The sequence below is a fragment of the Parasphingopyxis sp. genome, from assembly GCF_028279465.1.
In the GTDB taxonomy this organism is placed as follows: domain Bacteria; phylum Pseudomonadota; class Alphaproteobacteria; order Sphingomonadales; family Sphingomonadaceae; genus Parasphingopyxis.
The window spans coordinates 62,833-81,087 of the sequence record NZ_JANQNS010000019.1 but is presented as its reverse complement, the minus strand read 5'-3'; the positions used below and the strand labels follow the sequence as shown (position 1 = coordinate 81,087).

The window sequence follows — 18,255 nt, the reverse complement described above, 5'->3', positions numbered from 1 at the left end:
TTCGCTTGCGGCCTATGGTTAACGCGGCGCTGACGGAATCGCTGTTTCGGGCCTGTGAATTGGCGAAACTGGGTTAGCGCTTGCGCCATGGTGAACCGCTATCCTAAACGGTGCGAAAAGCAGCCAGAACAGGAAGAGGATTGGATATGGAGCGTGTTGCGATTGTAACGGGCGGAACCCGCGGTATCGGCGAAGCGATCAGCGTCGCCCTTAAGGATCAGGGCATGACGGTCGTCGCCAATTATGGCGGTAACGATGAGAAAGCGCGCGCCTTTACGGATCGGACCGGGATTGCGGCCCATAAATGGGATGTCGGCGATTTCGATGCGTGCCAGGAGGGTTGCACTAAAGTGGCCGAGGAAGTCGGCCCCGTCGATGTGCTCGTCAACAATGCCGGGATTACCCGCGACGGCACGCTCGCGAAGATGAGCTATGACGATTGGCACGAAGTGATGCGCGTCAATCTCGGGGGTTGCTTCAACATGGCTAAGGCCTGCTTCCCGGGCATGCGCGAGCGCAGCTGGGGCCGGATCGTCAATATCGGTTCGATCAACGGGCAGGGCGGTCAATATGGTCAGGTCAATTATGCCGCGGCCAAGTCCGGTATTCACGGCTTCACCAAGGCGCTCGCGCAGGAAGGCGCGAAAGCCGGTGTAACGGTCAACGCACTCGCGCCCGGCTATATCGATACGGATATGGTCGCCGCCGTACCCGAGCCGGTGTTGGAGAAGATCGTCGCAAAGATCCCGGTCGGAAGACTGGGGCAGGCGGAAGAGATTGCGCGCGGCGTCGCGTTCCTGTGTTCGGAGGAAGCGGGATTCGTCACCGGATCGACCATGTCGATCAATGGCGGTCAGCATATGTATTAATGCAGTTGGGCGATCAGGCTCCGGGCCGGTACGATATCTATCGGCCGCCGGTAAAGCGCAGCATCACCATTGCCGGGCACCAGACCTCGATCACGCTCGAGCCTCTGTTCTGGAACGCGCTGGAGAACGCCGCCGCCAAGGCGAAACTTCCGCTGAACGCCCTCGTCGCCAAAATCGACGCTGACCGGCTGGAGGCCGAGCATCCACCCAATCTCGCCAGCGCCCTGCGCAGTTGGCTCTACGCCAACGCAATTGGGGGCTAAGCTCTAGCCTTCGCGCTTGAGCAAGATACGAGCCTGCGCGGCAATCTGCGCGAGCATCGCCGCGCTCGGCGCCGGCGCGAGCCGCGCCCGGTCGATCACTTCGGTAAACTGGCGGATGCGGGGTCGCTGGCGCACGAGCCAACTTTCGACATCGGCCACCGGGTCGGTCGTCCGATTCCGCGCGAGAAAATCGAGCCGCAGCTGTTCGAAATCCCGGCTCAGCCCGGCTGCCAACAGGCGTTCCCATGGGTCGCTGGTCCCGAAGCGGACCGCGGCCGCCTTGGCCCAATCGAGCCCGAGCGCTTCGCCGAGCCGCGTATAGGCGCGCGTCACATCCATTTCGCTGACCTCGAGCCGCGCGGCGAGAGCGGAGGTGCCTATCGCACCGTCGAGATCGTAGAGCCGCACGATCCGGTCGATGAGCGCCGGATCGACATCGATATCGGCGAGCCGTTCGCGCATGGCCGCTGACTGGTGGCGCGCTTCTTCCTTGAGCAGATCGTCCGCGGCTTCGTCGAGCCGGGCGATGCCCGGGGCCAGCATCTCGGCGATCGCGCTCGGCATAGTCGTTGCTTCGCTGTTGCGGATGATGTCCGAGAGATGAAGGCGCAGGCTCATCCGTGCGCTCGAGAACAAGCGGAAGCGTTCGGCCTCGCTGATCTGGGCTTCTTCGATGGCCTCCCAAAGCGATTCCAGTTCGAACAGCGTGTCAGCGGCAAAATAGGCATTTGCGACCTGGGACAGGCTGACGCCTTCTTCCTCGGCGAGTTCGAATGGCGCAACGATGCCGATCCGGTTGATCACGCGGTTCGCGATCTTGGTGGAGATGATTTCGCGTCGTAGCCGATGATGCTCGATCGCATCGCCGAACCGTTCACGCATTGCGGTCGGGAAGGCTTGGCGCAGCAACGGCTCGAGGATCGGATCTTCGGGTAGTTCGGTTTTTTCGACCGCATCCTGCAGATTCAGCTTGCTGTGCGCGAGCAGCACGGAAAGCTCGGGACGGGTCAATCCGCGATTGTCCTGGCTGCGGCGCAGAAGCTCTTCGTTGGTGTCCAGCCCCTCGACATCCCGGTCGATCCGGCCATTGGCCTCCAAAATCTCTATGACCCGCACCTGACTCGGCAAAGCGTCATGCCCATCATTCTCCGCAAGCGATAAAGCGAGCGTTTGCAGCCGGTTATCCTCGAGTACGATATCGGCAACCTCGTCGGTCATCGACACGAGCAGCGCGTTGCGATCCTCGAACTCCAGCCCGCCTTCGAGCATCAGCCGGTTGAGCGGAATCTTGATATTGACCTCATTGTCCGAGCAATCGACGCCCGCGCTGTTGTCGATAAAGTCGGTATTGATCCGGCCGCCATATGTCGCGAATTCGATGCGGCCGGCTTGGGTCAGGCCGAGATTAGCGCCTTCGCCGATCGCCTTCGCGCGCACCTGTTTGCCATTGACGCGGAGCTTATCATTGGCTGGATCGCCGACCTCGATATGCGCCTCGCTTGAGGCTTTGACATATGTGCCGATGCCGCCGAACCAGATCAGATCGATCTCCGCCTTGAGGATCGCCGAGATCAACTCCGAAGGGCGCATGACTTCTTCGCTCACGCCCAGCATTTCCTGTACTTCGGGTGAGAGCGGAATTTCCTTCATGCTCCGCGCGTACACACCGCCGCCTTCGGAAATCAGCGCCGCGTCATAATCCTCCCAACTCGACCGGGGCAGTGCGAACATGCGCGCGCGTTCGCCCCAGCTCTTGGTCGGGTCAGGATCGGGATCGAGGAAGATATGGCGATGGTCGAAGGCGGCGACGAGCTTGATCGCCTTGGAGAGCAGCATGCCGTTGCCGAACACATCGCCCGACATATCGCCGCAGCCGGCGACCCGGATCGGGTCCGTCTGCACATCGATGCCCATTTCGAGGAAATGGCGCTGGACCGAAATCCAGGCACCCTTGGCGGTAATGCCCATCGCTTTATGGTCATAGCCATAGCCGCCGCCGCTCGCGAAGGCGTCGCCGAGCCAGAATTTGCGCTCCTGCGCGATCGCGTTGGCGACATCTGAGAAGCTGGCCGTGCCCTTGTCCGCAGCGACCACGAAATAGGGGTCTTCGCCATCGCGTACGACGACGCGGTCGGGATGGACGACGTCATTTTCGACGAGATTGTCGGTGACCGACAGCAGCGTGCGGATGAAGATGCGATAGCTCTCCGTGCCTTCCGCGATCCAGGCATCCCGATCCTCGGCCGGATTGGGCAGCGCTTTCGGGAAGAAGCCGCCCTTGGCTCCGGTCGGAACGATCACGGCATTCTTGACGAGTTGAGCTTTCATGAGGCCGAGAATCTCCGTCCGGAAATCGTCGCGTCGGTCGGACCAGCGCAGGCCGCCGCGTGCGATCGGCCCGCCGCGCAAGTGAATGCCTTCGACCCGCGGGCTGTAGACCCAGATTTCGCGCCAGGGGATCGGCGCAGGAAGGCCGGGAATGCTCGCGCTGTCGAGCTTGAATGCCAGCGCCTCGTTGGCCGCCGACGAGAATGCGTTGGTCCGCAGACACGCGGAGACAACAGCGCGAATCGCACGCAGGATCGTATCGTCGTCGATGGCAGCGACGCTGGTCAGAGCGCTATCGATCCGCCGATTGATCGTCTCGATTTCCGTCCCCCGGTCGCCCTCGAAATCCGGATTATGCAGCGTATCGAACAGAGCAATGATTGCGCGGGTGATATCGGGCTCGTCGCGTAGCGTCTCGACGACCGTCGCGAGGCCGTAGCTCAGGCCAGTCTGCCGCAGATAGCGGAACCATGCGCGCAGCAGCGTCACATCGCGTGGGTTCAAGCCGACCGATACGATCAGCTGGTTGAACTCGTCATTTTCCGCGCGGCCTTCGAGCACGGCCGATAGCGCGCCTTCCTTGATCCCCGCCTTTTCGATCAGCTCGTTGAGGTCAGGGACATCGTCGATCTCGAGCAGGAAATCGTGGATATAGCCAAGCGCGCCGCCATCGAGCCGCGTGGGGATTTCCTCGAGAACCCGGAAGCCGAAATTCTCGAGCACGGGCACCGTTTCCGACAGCGGCATGGACTGGCCGAGCCGGTACAGTTTGAGCCGGAGCTGCGAACCCTTGTCGCCTTCCAGCCGGTAGAGACGAACGCCGCGCTGATGTTCGGTGAGGCCACGCAGCCGCAATATATCCTTGGCGGCCTCGGTCGCGCCATATTCGCTGCGATAGCCGTTCGGAAAGGCGTTGGCATAGGCGAGCGTCAGACGCGCCGCGCGCGCCGATGGCAGTCGTTCGTTGAGTTCGGCCTCGACGGCTGGCGACCAGCCCCGGACCATCTGCTCGATTTCCGCATCGAGCGCTTCCGCGTCCGCTTCGATTGGCTGTTCGCCGATATCGAGCGTATAACGAATGAAAGCGAGATCGCCGTCGCCAAGCTCGATCGACCAGCTCGACATCATCGCGCCGGTCGCCTCTTCCAGACGCCGTCCGATGGTCACGCGCCGTTTCGTCGACATCTCGTCGCGTGGCATCCAGACAAAGGCGAACAGATGGCGGCCCATCGGGCCCTTGACCAAGAGCAGCTTGGGGCGCGGCCGGTCGGCCAAGGACATGGCCGTGAGCGCGGCCTGTTTCATCGATTCTGCATCGAAGGCGATCAGGATGTCGTGCGGCAGGCGCGACAGCGCATGTTCGAGCGCCTTGCCCGCATGGCTGTTCGGCGCGAAGCCGAGATCGGTCTCCAGCGCTTCGAGCCGCTTGCGTAGCACCGGGATCTGATCTGCCGGCGCATTGAGCGCGGCGCTCGTCCAGAGCCCGGCATGGACCGAGAGTTCGGTCAGTTCGCCATCTTTGTAAATCGGCACGATGGCGAGATCGAGCGGGACCCGGCGGTGCACGGTCGAGATACGGTCGGCTTTGGACAGCAAGGGCGCGGCGCCGCCTTTCTCGAAATAGCCGAAAGCCGCCTGGCGCGTGCGCGGGTTCCAGCAGGACGGGCCGGGCGTGCGGAATATACCGAGGCCATGGCCGCGTTCGCCGTCGCGATCTTCAGTATAATGGCCGATCTGCGTGAAATGATGGTCGGCAAACCAGGTGAGCAGCGCCCGGCCTTCGTCATTATCGATGTCCGCGCCGTCCGCCTTCAGCCGGTCCTGCATCGCCGGCCAATCGCGCACGGCCGCGCGGACGTCGAGCAAGACCTGGTGGATATCGCCGAGCAGTTCATGCCGCGTTCGCGCGTCGGCCCGGTCGATTTCCAGATAGACGAAGGACTCGCGAACCGCCGTGTCGCTTTCGGAAGCGAATTCGACGATATGGTGCCGATCGTCGCGCAGGATTCCGACAATCGGATGGAGCAGCCGCAAGACGGTAAGGCCGTGCGCGCCGACCGCACCGGTGATCGAATCCACGATAAACGGCATGTCGTCATTGACGATCGCCATGCGCATGAAGCGACGGCCCATCTCGTCAGTGATCGACTCCAGGCTGACCTGCGCCATGCCGGGCAAACGCTCGGCCGCGGTCGCGGCGACGAAGCGCGCGGCTTCCATGGCCTCGGTATCGCTGAAATTGTCGGTTTCCCCGGGCAGCGCGCCATCGACAAGGGCTTCGGCGATGGCTGCGATAGGGGCTTCGGTCTGCTCGCTTTGCGAGTCGTTCGGCACCTGGTTCATGGGCCGCATATGCGCCCCAAAACCGGCCTACTCAAGCTTTGAGTGACGGTGCGTTTTCAATTGCAATCGGCCGTTTCGGCCGCTGGCAATCTATCCCGCGATCTTGCGGATCGCCTTGTCGGTCAGCGCCCGATCATGCGGCACAGATCCGATCACGGCCAGCCGTCCGTCAGGCAGACGCCGCGCCATCAATAGTGCGAATTCCTCGTCGCTATCGGTTTCGCCATCCAGTTCGACATAGGCCTGGACCGGGGCATTGCGGAGCGCTTCGCGAGCCACCTCCAGCGTGTCGGGTTTCGACGCCGGACGGCGCGCTGCGCGCTCGGCTGCCACGATAGCTTTCAGGCCACCCTTATGACGTTTCAGATAGTCCCCGAATGCGCCGGCGGCGATATGCTCGCGTTTCGCGTGCGACAGGGCGGTGGCGAACTCGGTCAGTCGTGTCTTGTCATAATCGATTCCGAAAACAAGCTTCACGATCGGCGTCATCGGCGCACGATCCTGAACCGTGATACCGGCGTCTTCAAGAATGTCCTGATAATCTTCCGGTTCGGCTTCGGCGGTCAGCGCGAAATCATAGGCGCGGCCCAGCGCTTCGTAGAGCGCAGCGCGGCTGCGTTGGTCGGCGGCCTTGGCCTGTTCGGCGCTTTCACGCGCCGCGACCAGATGGTCCGCCAGGCTTTCGGGTTCGTCCACACTAATTTCGTCCACGCTGTCCGGCGCTATGAAGGCGCCCTCGGAAGGATCGGCCAGCGGCCCGGTATCGGGTTCGAAACCGGGTACCGGGCCGTCCGCCCAGACGGGGGCCATATCGTCGACGGGTGGCAGATTGGCCGTTAACGCCCGGTCGACGGCCTCGTGCAGATCGGCCTCGACATCGGCGGCGGCCACCTCTTTCCAGTTGATGACGCCGTAGATGAAGTCGATCGTATCGTCGTCCGAAGAGAAGGGCATGAGGATACCGCGATACAGCGTGTTCGCGCCATGGTGATTTTCGAATTCGGCCTCGAAGCCAACCGGCGCCTGGTTGGCGATGATCTGCATATAATGGTCGGTCAGCCGCGACAGCAGCGAGCGCGGCGGCACATCGGCGATATTTTCGATACCGTCCTCGATATCGCATTCGGCGCGCAGCGCGCCGCCGAGCCAGGCGATGGACGGATTGCCGACGCCGCCGGTGAAATCGAGCAAGACGCTATTGGGTCCGAAATCGCTGATCGATGCGGGGTCGAGATCTTCGATAGAGGGGTAGGCGCGATCGCGCAGTAAAGACGCCCAGTGATTGTAGGCGCGCACATGCATCCGCCGTTCGTCGGTGCCGATTTCCGGCGGCGCTTCGATCGCGGCATCGTTTTCCGCATCGGCGATACCGGGCTCTTCGGTGTCGAAAGGCCGAGGGTTTTCCATAGCGTTTTGCCCTTGCGCAAATGGTTTACAGAAGCCTTATGCACCGGGATGGTTTATGAATGGTAAATAGGCGCGGGGCCGGACGCGCTTGACACCGGCGCAAAACCCGCTTGTTTCGCCGCGCCACCCTTGGTAAGGCCCACCGCCCGTTCAGGTCATGGGCCGCTTTAGCTCAGCTGGTAGAGCACATCATTCGTAATGATGGGGTCGCGTGTTCGAGTCACGCAAGCGGCACCACCCAGTCTATTGGATATGTGGTGGCACCGATTTATCGTTGACCTCAGACTCTCAACCCGGAAATTTCAACCTCTCTGCGACGTTTTTCTGAGCCGTCTCATCGGCGGAAATCACGCCGACAACGGCCGCTCGGAATCGCTGATAAAAAAGAAGAGAGTGGCGTTCGCTCGGGGCGAAGTCAGCACAGTTAGCAAGTCGGTTTGAAAGCGGGCTTCAGTTTCTCAATCGGATGGTGTTGCCTCCATTTACAGGGCTGACCCGCACGCATTCATCAGCTTCCAGAATAAGCATGGTCGATTCTACTCGGCCATTGCTCTGGCTGATCGAGTCAAATGCACCTGGATGGAAAGCGCGGCAGGCAACGCCAAATCCCGATAATTTCCGCTTAGATAGAACCGAAACAAGAGTGGCCGAATATACGAAGCACCTTTAGATAGTCAGTCTTTATGACGTCTATCGAGGCCGTTAAGCGATAGACGATTGCCGCGTTGGTGATAGGCTAAGCCAAATTTTTCCAAAATAGAAAATTTTTCTTGGATTATCTCTTTTGTAACATTAGGCTCGGGCGATCTCTTAAGCAGTGCATGGTCGTCAAACGGGAGGCGAGGGCTTGTGCCAATAGATTTTTCTGCCGCCGTACATGCCAGTTTAGATGAAACCGTCATACGCTGTGATGCTTTCTGGGGCGGTCAACATCGTAAAGCTCAGTCCGGACAGACCATGTCATGTCATTCGCCGATCGACGGTTCGCGTATCGCCGTCATCGCGGCTTGCGGGCCCGAAGATGTAGAAGAAGCAGTTGCGGTCGCTCGCAGGGCATTCGAATCCGGCATCTGGAGAAATCTTCCGCCGAGCGAACGCAAGTTACGGCTGATGGCTTTTGCCGAAGAAATCGAGAGCCGGTCGGAAGAGCTTTCGCGGCTGGAAACGCTCGATATGGGCAAACCCATCCGCAATGTGCGCGCCGTGGATCTGCCAGAAACGGTGAAAACATTCCGTTACTATGCCGAAGCTCTGGACAAGATTTACGACGAGATCGGTTCCTCGCCGGCCGATGCCGTTTCGATGATCGTACGCGAGCCTTTGGGTGTGGTTGCTGCGATCACGCCCTGGAATTATCCGCTGATGCTGGCGGCCTGGAAAATCGCGCCGGCCCTGGCCGCGGGCAATAGCGTCATCCTGAAACCGGCCGAACAGGCCAGCCTGACGGCCTTGTGGCTCGGCGAACTTGCGGCACTGGCAGGCATTCCCGACGGCGTGTTTGGAGTGCTGCCTGGCGATGGCGAAGTGGTCGGAAAAGCGCTGTGTTTGCACGATGATGTAGACGGTGTGGCGTTCACCGGTTCGACCACAGTCGGCAAGCAGGTTATGGGCTATGCGGGGCAGTCTAATCTCAAGCGCGTGGCGTTGGAATGCGGCGGCAAAAGTCCGCAAATCATATTTGCCGATTGTCTCGACCTTGACGCGGCCGCCGAAGCGGCGGCTTGGGGGTTTCTCTACGATCAGGGCCAGAATTGCACAGCCGGTTCCCGATTGCTGGTAGAAGAGACCATCAGCGAAGATTTTTTGGCCCAGGTTGCCAGCATTGTCGCCGGAATTGCACCCGGCAATCCACTCGATGAGGACACGGTTTTCGGGGCAATTGTCGATGCCGAGCAGATGAATACGATCCTCGACTATGTTGATGCGGGTGAGCAGGAAGGAGCCGTAACAGTTAGCCGAGGCGGTCGTGCCCTAGCGGAAACCGGCGGATATTATCTGGAGCCGACAGTCTTTGGCGGGGTCGACCCATCGATGACGATCGCGCGCGAGGAAATTTTCGGTCCAGTGCTTTCTACGTTTACGTTCCGCAACTTCGATGAAGCGATGAAGCTCGCGAATGATAGTGCATACGGCCTGGCCGCCGGTGTCTGGACGCGCGATATCGACAAGGCCCACCGTGCGGTACGAACTGTGCGAGCTGGCACAGTCTGGCTGAATTGCTGGGACGAGAGCGATATCACCACGCCATTCGGCGGCTTCAAACAATCCGGAATCGGTCGTGATCGGTCCTTGCACGCTTTCGACAAATATACCGAACTCAAGACCGTATGGCTGGCGCTGGGGTCACCGGCATAATGGCGGACCATGCCGGCGATACGAAAGACATTCTTTTTCCGCCGATCGAGGCTCGGGAAACCGGCACTCTGGCGGTCGACGATATTCACACGCTTTACTGGGAAGAGAGCGGGGCGGCCGACGGTGTTCCACTGATATTTCTGCATGGTGGGCCCGGCGGTGCGTTCGGCTCCGATATTCGCCGCTTCTATGATCCGACCTTCTACCGCATCCTCTACATCCATCAGCGCGGCGCAGGGCAGTCCCGGCCGCTGGGCGAAACACGACAGAATACGACACAATTTCTGATTTCGGATCTCGAACAGTTCAGGGTCGCGCGCAATGTCGAACAATGGGTTGTTACGGGCGGGTCTTGGGGATCGACGCTTGCGCTGGCTTATGCCCAAGCGCATCCAGATTCCTGCCTGGCTTTGCTGATATGCGGGATATTTCTCGGTCGCCGTGAGGATATTGACTGGTTCTTCCGCGGGGCACGGGATTTCTTCCCTGAGGCCTGGCAAGCGTTCAGCGATTTCCTGCCTGAAAGCGAGCGCGCGGACTATTTTTCCGCTTATGCGCGGCGGATTATGGACGACGATCCGGCTGTCCATCGCCTGGCTACGCTCGCCTGGTCGGCATATGAGGGGTCGATTGCCTCGCTCATACCCAAACCGGCTGTGCTCGATACGTTTCAGGATCCCGATTTTGCACTGGCCTATGCACGGATGAACATTCACTATTTTGCGAATGGCTGTTTTCTGGACGACGCGCCGATCCTCAGCCGGATCGATCGTATCCGCCATCTGCCCGCGTTGCTCGTCCATGGCCGCTATGATCTGGCGACGGCCTATCGCTCCGCCGTCGAACTCCACCACGCGTGGCCGGAAGCCGAATTGATCACCGTTCCCGATGCCGGCCATAGCCGTTTCGAGGTGGCGAATATGCGCGCGTTGATAGACGCGCAAGAACGGCTCAAACAGCTATTGCCCGCAGGATGAGGATTGATATCGGAGGCATCCGCCTATTCGTCGATATCGGCGGTTTTGCGCTCGTTCCCGATGGTCCGGTCCTGCGAGAGCGTCCAACGTTGCTGCTCGTGCATGGCGGGCCGGGCTTCGATCATAGCATCCAGAAGAGTTTCGCCTCGCGGCTTGCCCGTTTCGCGCAGGTTATCTGCTACGATCAGCGCGGCCACGGCCGTTCTGATCGTGCAGGCCCCGAAAGCTGGACGCTTGACGATTGGGCCGACGACATAGTTCGTCTGTGCGATGCGCTGGAAATTTCGGAGCCTGTGGTTCTTGGCTCGTCCTTCGGCGGCATTGTAGCGCAAGCCTATGCGATCCGGCATCCGGGACATGCCGCCAAGCTGATCCTGCATACGACGACGCCGCGTTTTGCGCTCGATCGGATTGCAGCCCAGTTCGAAGAACTGGGAGGCCCGAAGGCCCGCGCTATTGCCGAAGCACTTTGGAGCGATCCCGGCGATCCGGCGTTACTCGAGCCGTATCTGGAAATCTGTATGCCGCTCTACAATACCGTTCCGCGCGATCTCGCCCTGACGCGCAATTGGGGGATCGTGACGCCGGATGTTCTCACCCATTTCTACCAGTTGGGCGGCGAGGGACATCGTTTCGATTTCCGTACTGAACTACGCACCGTTAGATCGCCAACGCTCGTGCTTGGCGGAGTCGAAGATCCGATCTGCCCCATTGCTGACAGCGATGACATCGCCGCTGCCCTGCCGGCCGCGCTTTGTAGCTATCGACGCTTCGAAAATTGCGGTCATGGTATCAATTGGGACGATCCCGAGGGTTTTGAAACCGTGATACGCGACTTCGTAGTGGAATGAGGCGAGAAATCGCGGATGTTCAGCCCCAAAGCGCCGCATCCGGCACGCTGACGAAGCCGTCGCGATAGCTTAGCCCGGGATTGCGGTCGCCCACCAAAGCCAACGGTCCATCAAGATCGACGAATTTCGCGTATTGGGCAACCAGCAGGCCCGGCGCCATCGCAAGAGATGTGCCCAGCATGCAGCCGACCATGATCTTCATGTCATGAGCCCGGGCCGCCGTTGCCAGTTCAAGCCCAGGCCGTAAGCCGCCTGTCTTGTCGAGCTTGATGTTCACCAGATCATATTTGCCGACCAGGGCCTCCACGTCAGCCGCGACGTGACAGGATTCATCGGCGCATAGCGGGATCGGGCTCGTGAAGTCACGCAAGGCGTCATCCTGTCCGGCCGGTAATGGCTGCTCGATCATTTCCAGGCCAGCGTCCCGCAGGGATCCTACATAGTCGCGTAGCTGATCGATGCTCCATCCCTCGTTGGCATCGCAGATGAGGCGTGCATCGGGCCGTGCGGCGCGGACGGCCGCTACCCGGCCGAGATCCCCGTCCGGCATCCCGAGCTTGATCTTCAACAGATTATAGGTCGGCCATTTTCGCGCGTCCGCCGCCATCTTGTCCGGTGTGTCGAGCGGAACGGTCTTAGTTGTCTGTACCGGCCCTGGTTCTGGTTCGCCCAGTATATCCCAAGCCCGCTTCCCGGCTTGTTTGCACGCCAGATCGACCAGTGCGCAATCCACCGCATTGGCCGCGGCTCCTCGCAGGTCCATGCCCGGCGCCGACGGCTTTTCTTCGCCCTCAAGACGATCCCGACAGGCTTCGATAGCAGCGACCACTCCTTCGCAGCTTTCTCCATAATGATCGGTCGGTGTCGATTCCCCGCGTCCTTCCGCACCGTCCTGGGTCAAACGGACGACCACAACCTCCGCGCTGTGCGAAACGCCGCGGGAAATGGTGAAAGGTTGTTCGAGCGGCCAGTCTTCGACGGAGACCTCGAGGGTGCGATAACGGGTCACAGAAAAGCCTCCACTATTGGTTCCACACCGGTCCGGATCGGATCGACGCAGGGCAGGTTAAATTGCGATTGCAGGTCTTCGATAAGAGTTCGGCCAGCAGCGTCGTCGAGATTCGCCGTATTGATCGAAAGACCCGCACACCGAATGTCTGGACTTGTGGCCCGGCCCAACCGCTCAGTCAGTTCGATTATCTCCGCGATATTGGGAAGCGGCGCCGATACCGCCGTCATCGTCTTGCGTGTGGGTTCGTGACACACGATGAACAGATCAGGTTGGAAACCGTGCAACACGCCGAGTGAAACTGCGGCAAAAGCCGGATGCATGAGCGATCCCTGCCCTTCGATAATGTCCCAATGGTCCACCGCGGCGGCCGGTGATTGGGCTTCTGCGGCGCCGGCGATGAAGTCCGACACCACCGCATCCATCGCCACGCCATGACCATCGATCAGAATTCCGGTTTGACCGGTCGCACGAAAAGTGGCCGCAACACCGCGGCGCAAAAGGGCCGAATGGATTGCCAGAGCGGTAAACTTCTTGCCCACGGCGCAATCCGTTCCGACGGTCAAAAGCCGCTTGCCCGTGCGCCGGGCGCCAGTGGCGACAGCGAAGTTCTCGCGCGGATGTCGGACATCGATCAGGCGACGGCCTGTACGGGCAGCCGCCTCGGCAAGCGCCGGGTTATCGGCAAGGCGGACGTGCAGGCCACTGGCGATATCAAGGCCAGCATCCAGCGCTTGGATAAGCGGTACGACGTACGCTTCAGGCAAAGCACCCCCCGGTGGTGCAAAGCCGATGACCAGCGTATTGACGCCACTCTGTGCTGCTTCGCCGATTGACATATCCGGCAGGCCAATATCGACCCCGCATCCCGGCAGGCGCAGCTGTCCGGCGCAATCGCTGGGTCGCCACTCCACCAGACCGAAAGCGGTCTTGGCCATGATAACGTCTTGGGCATTGCCCAGGAACAGGAGATAGGGAGATTCAATCCGCTCAATCTCCCGCATATCGCGCTCCCATCGCAGTGCCGGTGTTGGAATATTTTTCGCGCAGCGTCCTTTTCAGCACCTTGTCGAGACTGCCGCGCGGCAGTTCTGTCTCGATGAAGACCGCGCTGATGCGCTGAAGTTTGCCGAGACGCGCATTGGCCCATTCGAGCAGTGCTGTGTCTTCCGTCGCCACGCCCTCGCGCAGCACCACGGCCGCAGCAGGCGTTTCCCCCCAGTCGGCGCTTGGCAGTCCGAATACGGCAGCTTCGGCGATATCGGGATGGCCGGACAAAACCTGTTCAAGATCCGACGCGTAGATATTGAAGCCGCCGGAGATGATCATGTCTTTCTTGCGGTCGGTGATCTGCAGGAAACCGTCTTCGTCCAGGCATCCGATATCGCCCGAGCGGAAATAGGACTGGCCCTCCGCATCTCGCCAGAGCAACGCTTTGCTGGCCTCGGGGTCGTTATTGTAACCCTTCATGACGTTGGTCGCGCGGCCCACTACTTCGCCCCGCTCGCCGGTCGGCAACACGGCGCCATCATCGTCAATGATCCGGATGTGGTCAGGCGGGTCGGCCCGGCCAACCGTGTGCAGCTTGTCGGGATGTGCATGCGCAAGCAGCATCGTGAACGGAGCGCCTTCCGTCATGCCGTAAATCTCCAGCAGCCCGCCGGGCCATTGGTCCAGCAGTGCGCGCTTGAGTTCCGGTGACAGATAGGACCCTGCGCTCCACTTCAGCGCGGGCGACAATGTGGCGAGCTCTGCTGCCGCATCGGGATCGCCCAACAGGCGCGCAATCTGGGTTGGCACCAGATAGACGTTATCGGGCTCGAAGGCTCGGCATTTGTCAATCAAAGACGCAGGGGCGAACTTGCCCGACAGGCAGATGCTGCCTCCCGCCCAGAGCGTGTAGATAATCGCGCCAAGGGTCCAGTTGGAATAGAGCGCCGTTGTCACGAGCGTGCGAACGCCAGTAGGGAATGCGATCGGCCCAAGCATTTCGGCCGCACCAGCTCGCAACCCGTGGCTGTGCACGATCCCCTTCGGATGCCCTGTCGTGCCGGAGCTGTAGATGATGTTGAATTCGTCGGCCCGGTTGATGGCGATGCCCGGTGGCGTTTCCGCATGGTCGCGCAGATAATCCGCCATGCTCAAAAACGGCGACACGTCAAAATCCAGCGCCACTATGCTCACATCATTTTCGGCCAGCCTTGGCGGCAAGAGATCCAGACACATCTTTGAGATGAACAGACTGCGCGCGCCACTATCGACGATGATCCGTGCAATAGCATCGGCGCCGACCAGTGTCGGAATCGGGATGGTCGATGCGCCCGCCTTGAGAATGCCTAAGATCGCCAGCACGCCAAATATGCTTTGATCGGAGAGCACGGCAACGCGGTCGCCCTTGCATGTACCATTGGCCAACAGAGCATTGGCAATCCGGTTCGTCCGTCGATCCAGTTCCTGCCAGTCGATGCGGGCTGCAGTATCTTCCAGCGCCAGTTCGCCCGCGCGCTCCACGCCATGCTCATAGAGCCTGTCCGCCAGAGTGGCCGATGACGGTGTGCCAACCATCAGGCCCGCCCCAATATAAGGGCCGAGGTCGGCGCGGGGCCGGGACCGCCGGTGACCAGGCAAAGCGCCGCATTCTCGACTTGGCAGGTCGATGTGCCGCGCATCTGGCGCACACCTTCGACGACATGGTTTAGGCCATGGGCATATGCCTCGGAAAGATTGCCGCCATGGGTGTTGACGGGTATTTCGCCGTTCGGCCACGCGATCGCTCCACTGGCGCAGAAGGGCCCGCTCCCGCCGCGTTCGCACAGGCCGAAATCCTCCATCGCCATCATCGCGACGCCTGTGAAATTGTCGTAAATCTGAGCGACATCGATATCGCTCGGTGAGAGGCCGGCCTTGCCATATAGCGCTTCGGATAGCTGCGCCGCTCCGACACTGGCGAAACTTTCGAGCGGCATATTGAAGCTGCCCAATGGGCCCGACGACCAGCCATCGCTGCTGCCATGTACGGACGACAAGATTGGAACTGCGACGCCGGGAAGATCCCGTGCCCGCTCCCAGCTGGTAACGATCACGGCGCAGGCGCCGTTAGTTTCAAGGCAGCAGTCGAACAATCGGAACGGATCGGCGATCATTCGCGATGCGAGATAGGACGCCATGTCCATCGGACGGCTCCGCATAATGGCGGCCGGATTGCGCTGGGCATGAGTCCGACACGCAATGGCAAAGGCTCCCATCTGCTCCGCTGTCGTTCCATATTCGTGCATGTGGCGACGGACGGCGAGCGCCAGCAGTTGCGGGGCAGCGAACAGTCCGAACGGATGGATGAAGCTCGCGTGCCGCCAGTTCGGATCATATTGACCGAAACGGCCGGCATGACCCTGCGCCAGAGACCGCATCGCGACGACGTAATGCGCCTGCCCGCTCTTGACCGCCATCGCCGCCAGATCAACCGCACCGCATGAGCCGCCGCCGCCGCCGGACCACAGCATCGCGCTCATGCGCAATTCTTCGATACCGAGCGCCGCCTGGATCAGCGGCGGTTCGTTCGCATCCTCGCCGAACGAAGTAATGCCATCGATGTGCGTTACGTCGATCCCGGCGTCCGCGGCCGCAGCCATAATCGCCGTGCAGGCAAGGCCGAGTTCGCTATCGTGTGCGGGGTCGTTCCATTTGGTATACTCAGACTGTCCGATACCGACGATCATGGGCGTATCGGCCTTCATGTGCGCGCATCCCTACTAGGGCGGAAGCGCGGAACGATGAAATCCGGCCGAACTTCCTCCCAGACCAGCGACAGTTGCATCCCGATCGCCAGATCGTCGGGCGCGCAATCGATGATGTTACTGACCAGTCGGACCGATTGCGTCGCCGGGAAGATTACGATTGCGGCATTGTAGGGTGTGACGTCCGCAAGCGCCTCATGGTTCGCCTGATGGATGATCGTGTAGCTGTAGATTTCGGGATCATCGCTCGCCTCGACCCAGGCGATGCTATCGCTCTGACAACGCGCGCAAACCGGCATGGGGGGATGGCGCACAGTTCCGCAATCGGCACATGACTGGAAACATAAGCGCCGCTCAGAGCAATGACGCCAGAACGGTTCCTCCCAAGGCTCAGGCTGCGGACAGGGCGTTTCGATTGGCAGATAAGTCATGCCTGCCCCCATCCAGTCAGGCGGACGCCCTGTTTCTTCAGTTCCGCCAACGCGGCATCGAACGCGGCAATCGCCTCGTCCACAATGGCGTCGTCATGAACAGAGCTCAGCAAGCCGCCCGGCCAGGGATTGGCATCAATGCCATTTTCCAGCAGGCGGATCCTTAGCGCGTTGATGAGTTCCGGATTGCGCATCAGCAGATCGTCGGGCGATGTTAGCGCGGCATCGAAACCGAACTGATCGATCGGCTGACCCTGAGGGTTCAGGAAGATGTGCAAGTCCGAGTCTTCGCCATAAGCAGCCCAGGCGATTTCCCGAGAGCAGAATATCCGATTTAGGCCATCGCGAAGCCGGGCCGCCGCAGCATTGGCGGAATCGATCGCGCGGCCGTCTGCGACAAGCTCCAAAGTCGCAAGGCCGGCTGCCGCTGCCACGGGATTGCCGTTGCCTGTGCCCATATGGGAAACGCTTGGGCGATCCGCGTTGTCTCGTGGCCGGTTGTCCAGGCTATCAAGATGGCTACGCCGTCCGGCAAGCGCACCGCAAGGCAAACCGCCGCCCAAAATTTTCCCGAGGATGGTCAGATCGGGCGCGATGCCGTAAGCACCCTGGGCGCCGCCTGGCGCAAATCGGAAACCGGTAATCGTCTCGTCAAAGATGGACAGGCTTCCAGCATCAACCGCCGCGTCGGTAATGGCGCGCAAATCGGCCTCACGCATCGGGATCTTGCCAAAGCCGGCGCCCGTAGGCTCCATGATTACAGCGGCAAATCGTTGCGTTGCTAGCGCATCGATAATCTCGTCGAGCGACTCCGCCTCGCCAATGACCGTTTTTTCCGTTTGCTTGGATGCGCTTAGAATCTCCCGGATCGGAAGACATTGGAGCAACGCGGGAGCGATCCATCCGTAATAATGCCCTTTTGGAACTAGGATGGCGTTGCGGCCTGTCACCGTCCTTGCGACAGCGAAGGCGAGCGCGACCGCCTCATTGCCGGAAGCCGTGAAGACAATCTGTTCGGCAGCGGGCATCAGTCGGCGGATCGTTTCCGCCCAGCGAATCTCCATGACTGACGTTGCGCTAAAATTGACGCCGGCAGCTAGCGCTTCGCTTGTTGCATTCAGCACATCGGGATGACCGTGGCCCAGCAACAGGGCACCGTTACCGCATTGCAGATCGATATAGCTCCGCCCCTCTTCATCGGCCTTGTACGCGCCACTTCCACTGCGAACGAAGATGCCATGCGGCTCCAACTGCCTACCGTCATGGCTTGCTCCACCGGGCAGGATATTTGCTGCCCGCGCAGCGAGCTCCGCGGAACTGCGAGGCAAAGATCGGCCCATGCCATTCATCGCCGCGGCGCACTTCGCACTTCAGAATTCGCCAAATTGGAAAATTTTCCGATTAAGCGATCCAATCTCAGGAACGCGCGTTCATGCATCTCAGAGCTGCTCATGGAGATTTTGGCGCTACGCGAGAGCAAGGCACGAAACCGCTGGAATACAGTCGATTCTCCAGTATCATTCTGATAATAAACCGGTATTAGGTGAAAGCCCCCCGATAGCCATCGCAAATGTGTTGCGCTCATGAGACACTCCGGAGGGCACCAAGTTTTTCCATTTAAGAAAACTATTGCTAATTAGTCAATATTGTCAGATCATGAAATTGAAGGGGTCGCAAGCAGACCGCCG

The 18,255-nt window shown here is 60.4% G+C and carries 13 protein-coding genes and 1 tRNA gene; 6 read left to right on the top strand and 8 right to left on the bottom strand.

Features of this window, described 5'->3' with window-relative positions; genetic code table 11:
* The first annotated feature begins 146 nt into the window (after positions 1 to 146).
* Together phbB and Q0974_RS15775 are read left to right on the top strand one after the other, a co-directional pair.
* A complete protein-coding gene (gene phbB / locus Q0974_RS15780; RefSeq protein WP_299329569.1) occupies positions 147 to 869 on the top strand; it encodes an acetoacetyl-CoA reductase in 723 nt (240 codons plus the stop codon).
* Complete coding sequence (locus Q0974_RS15775; RefSeq protein WP_299329567.1) at positions 869 to 1,132, top strand: ribbon-helix-helix domain-containing protein; 264 nt, start codon at positions 869 to 871, stop codon at positions 1,130 to 1,132. The genes phbB and Q0974_RS15775 overlap by 1 nt, the downstream gene beginning before the upstream one ends.
* A 3-nt stretch (positions 1,133 to 1,135) precedes the next feature.
* On the opposite strand, the gene Q0974_RS15770 is transcribed toward Q0974_RS15775, so the two are convergent.
* Together Q0974_RS15770 and Q0974_RS15765 are read right to left on the bottom strand one after the other, a co-directional pair.
* The gene (locus Q0974_RS15770) at positions 1,136 to 5,803 is read right to left on the bottom strand and encodes an NAD-glutamate dehydrogenase domain-containing protein (RefSeq protein WP_299329565.1); all 4,668 of its coding nucleotides are present in this window, start codon (positions 5,801 to 5,803) and stop codon (positions 1,136 to 1,138) included.
* A gap of 90 nt (positions 5,804 to 5,893) precedes the next feature.
* Positions 5,894 to 7,210, bottom strand: coding sequence for a hypothetical protein (locus Q0974_RS15765; RefSeq protein ID WP_299329563.1), 1,317 nt, complete (start codon positions 7,208 to 7,210; stop codon positions 5,894 to 5,896).
* A gap of 161 nt (positions 7,211 to 7,371) precedes the next feature.
* Here Q0974_RS15765 and Q0974_RS15760 point away from each other — a divergent pair.
* From Q0974_RS15760 to Q0974_RS15745, 4 genes are all read left to right on the top strand, one after another.
* Positions 7,372 to 7,447, top strand: a tRNA-Thr gene (locus Q0974_RS15760).
* A 612-nt stretch (positions 7,448 to 8,059) separates the two neighbouring features.
* Positions 8,060 to 9,565: an aldehyde dehydrogenase gene (locus Q0974_RS15755; protein WP_299329561.1), complete on the top strand. Its 1,506-nt coding sequence runs from the start codon at positions 8,060 to 8,062 to the stop codon at positions 9,563 to 9,565.
* Positions 9,538 to 10,542, top strand: coding sequence for a prolyl aminopeptidase (gene pip, locus Q0974_RS15750; protein WP_299329559.1), 1,005 nt, complete (start codon positions 9,538 to 9,540; stop codon positions 10,540 to 10,542). Before Q0974_RS15755 ends, pip begins: the two co-directional genes overlap by 28 nt.
* The gene (locus tag Q0974_RS15745; protein ID WP_299329557.1) at positions 10,539 to 11,393 is read left to right on the top strand and encodes an alpha/beta hydrolase; all 855 of its coding nucleotides are present in this window, start codon (positions 10,539 to 10,541) and stop codon (positions 11,391 to 11,393) included. Before pip ends, Q0974_RS15745 begins: the two co-directional genes overlap by 4 nt.
* 19 nt (positions 11,394 to 11,412) lie before the next feature.
* Here the strand turns inward: Q0974_RS15745 and dgcA are convergent, their stop codons facing one another.
* The 6 genes from dgcA to Q0974_RS15715 are packed head-to-tail and all read right to left on the bottom strand — an operon-like array spanning position 11,413 to position 17,895.
* The gene (dgcA, locus tag Q0974_RS15740; RefSeq protein ID WP_299329555.1) at positions 11,413 to 12,402 is read right to left on the bottom strand and encodes an N-acetyl-D-Glu racemase DgcA; all 990 of its coding nucleotides are present in this window, start codon (positions 12,400 to 12,402) and stop codon (positions 11,413 to 11,415) included.
* Entirely contained in the window at positions 12,399 to 13,406 is a 1,008-nt protein-coding gene (locus Q0974_RS15735) for a DUF1611 domain-containing protein (RefSeq protein WP_299329554.1), read from the bottom strand. The genes dgcA and Q0974_RS15735 overlap by 4 nt, the downstream gene beginning before the upstream one ends.
* Positions 13,393 to 14,967 carry a class I adenylate-forming enzyme family protein gene (locus Q0974_RS15730; protein WP_299329552.1) on the bottom strand — a complete coding sequence of 525 codons (1,575 nt, stop codon included), beginning with the start codon at positions 14,965 to 14,967 and terminating at the stop codon, positions 13,393 to 13,395. The genes Q0974_RS15735 and Q0974_RS15730 overlap by 14 nt, the downstream gene beginning before the upstream one ends.
* Positions 14,967 to 16,136: an acetyl-CoA acetyltransferase gene (locus Q0974_RS15725; RefSeq protein WP_299329550.1), complete on the bottom strand. Its 1,170-nt coding sequence runs from the start codon at positions 16,134 to 16,136 to the stop codon at positions 14,967 to 14,969. Before Q0974_RS15725 ends, Q0974_RS15730 begins: the two co-directional genes overlap by 1 nt.
* Positions 16,133 to 16,567: an OB-fold domain-containing protein gene (locus tag Q0974_RS15720; RefSeq protein ID WP_299329548.1), complete on the bottom strand. Its 435-nt coding sequence runs from the start codon at positions 16,565 to 16,567 to the stop codon at positions 16,133 to 16,135. Before Q0974_RS15720 ends, Q0974_RS15725 begins: the two co-directional genes overlap by 4 nt.
* Positions 16,564 to 17,895: an aminotransferase class III-fold pyridoxal phosphate-dependent enzyme gene (locus Q0974_RS15715; RefSeq protein WP_299329546.1), complete on the bottom strand. Its 1,332-nt coding sequence runs from the start codon at positions 17,893 to 17,895 to the stop codon at positions 16,564 to 16,566. The genes Q0974_RS15720 and Q0974_RS15715 overlap by 4 nt, the downstream gene beginning before the upstream one ends.
* Positions 17,896 to 18,255 lie beyond the last annotated feature (360 nt).

What these genes read in the sequence shown, in the direction of transcription:
- pip (WP_299329559.1), top strand. Translation starts at nt 9,538, where the DNA reads ATGGCTGGCGCTGGGGTCACCGGCATAATGGCGGACCATGCCGGCGAT.
- phbB (WP_299329569.1), top strand. Translation starts at nt 147, where the DNA reads ATGGAGCGTGTTGCGATTGTAACGGGCGGAACCCGCGGTATCGGCGAA.
- Q0974_RS15735 (WP_299329554.1), bottom strand. Translation starts at nt 13,406, where the DNA reads ATGCGGGAGATTGAGCGGATTGAATCTCCCTATCTCCTGTTCCTGGGC.
- Q0974_RS15720 (WP_299329548.1), bottom strand. Translation starts at nt 16,567, where the DNA reads ATGACTTATCTGCCAATCGAAACGCCCTGTCCGCAGCCTGAGCCTTGG.
- Q0974_RS15770 (WP_299329565.1), bottom strand. Translation starts at nt 5,803, where the DNA reads ATGAACCAGGTGCCGAACGACTCGCAAAGCGAGCAGACCGAAGCCCCT.
- Q0974_RS15765 (WP_299329563.1), bottom strand. Translation starts at nt 7,210, where the DNA reads ATGGAAAACCCTCGGCCTTTCGACACCGAAGAGCCCGGTATCGCCGAT.
- Q0974_RS15745 (WP_299329557.1), top strand. Translation starts at nt 10,539, where the DNA reads ATGAGGATTGATATCGGAGGCATCCGCCTATTCGTCGATATCGGCGGT.
- Q0974_RS15725 (WP_299329550.1), bottom strand. Translation starts at nt 16,136, where the DNA reads ATGAAGGCCGATACGCCCATGATCGTCGGTATCGGACAGTCTGAGTAT.
- Q0974_RS15730 (WP_299329552.1), bottom strand. Translation starts at nt 14,967, where the DNA reads ATGGTTGGCACACCGTCATCGGCCACTCTGGCGGACAGGCTCTATGAG.
- Q0974_RS15775 (WP_299329567.1), top strand. Translation starts at nt 869, where the DNA reads ATGCAGTTGGGCGATCAGGCTCCGGGCCGGTACGATATCTATCGGCCG.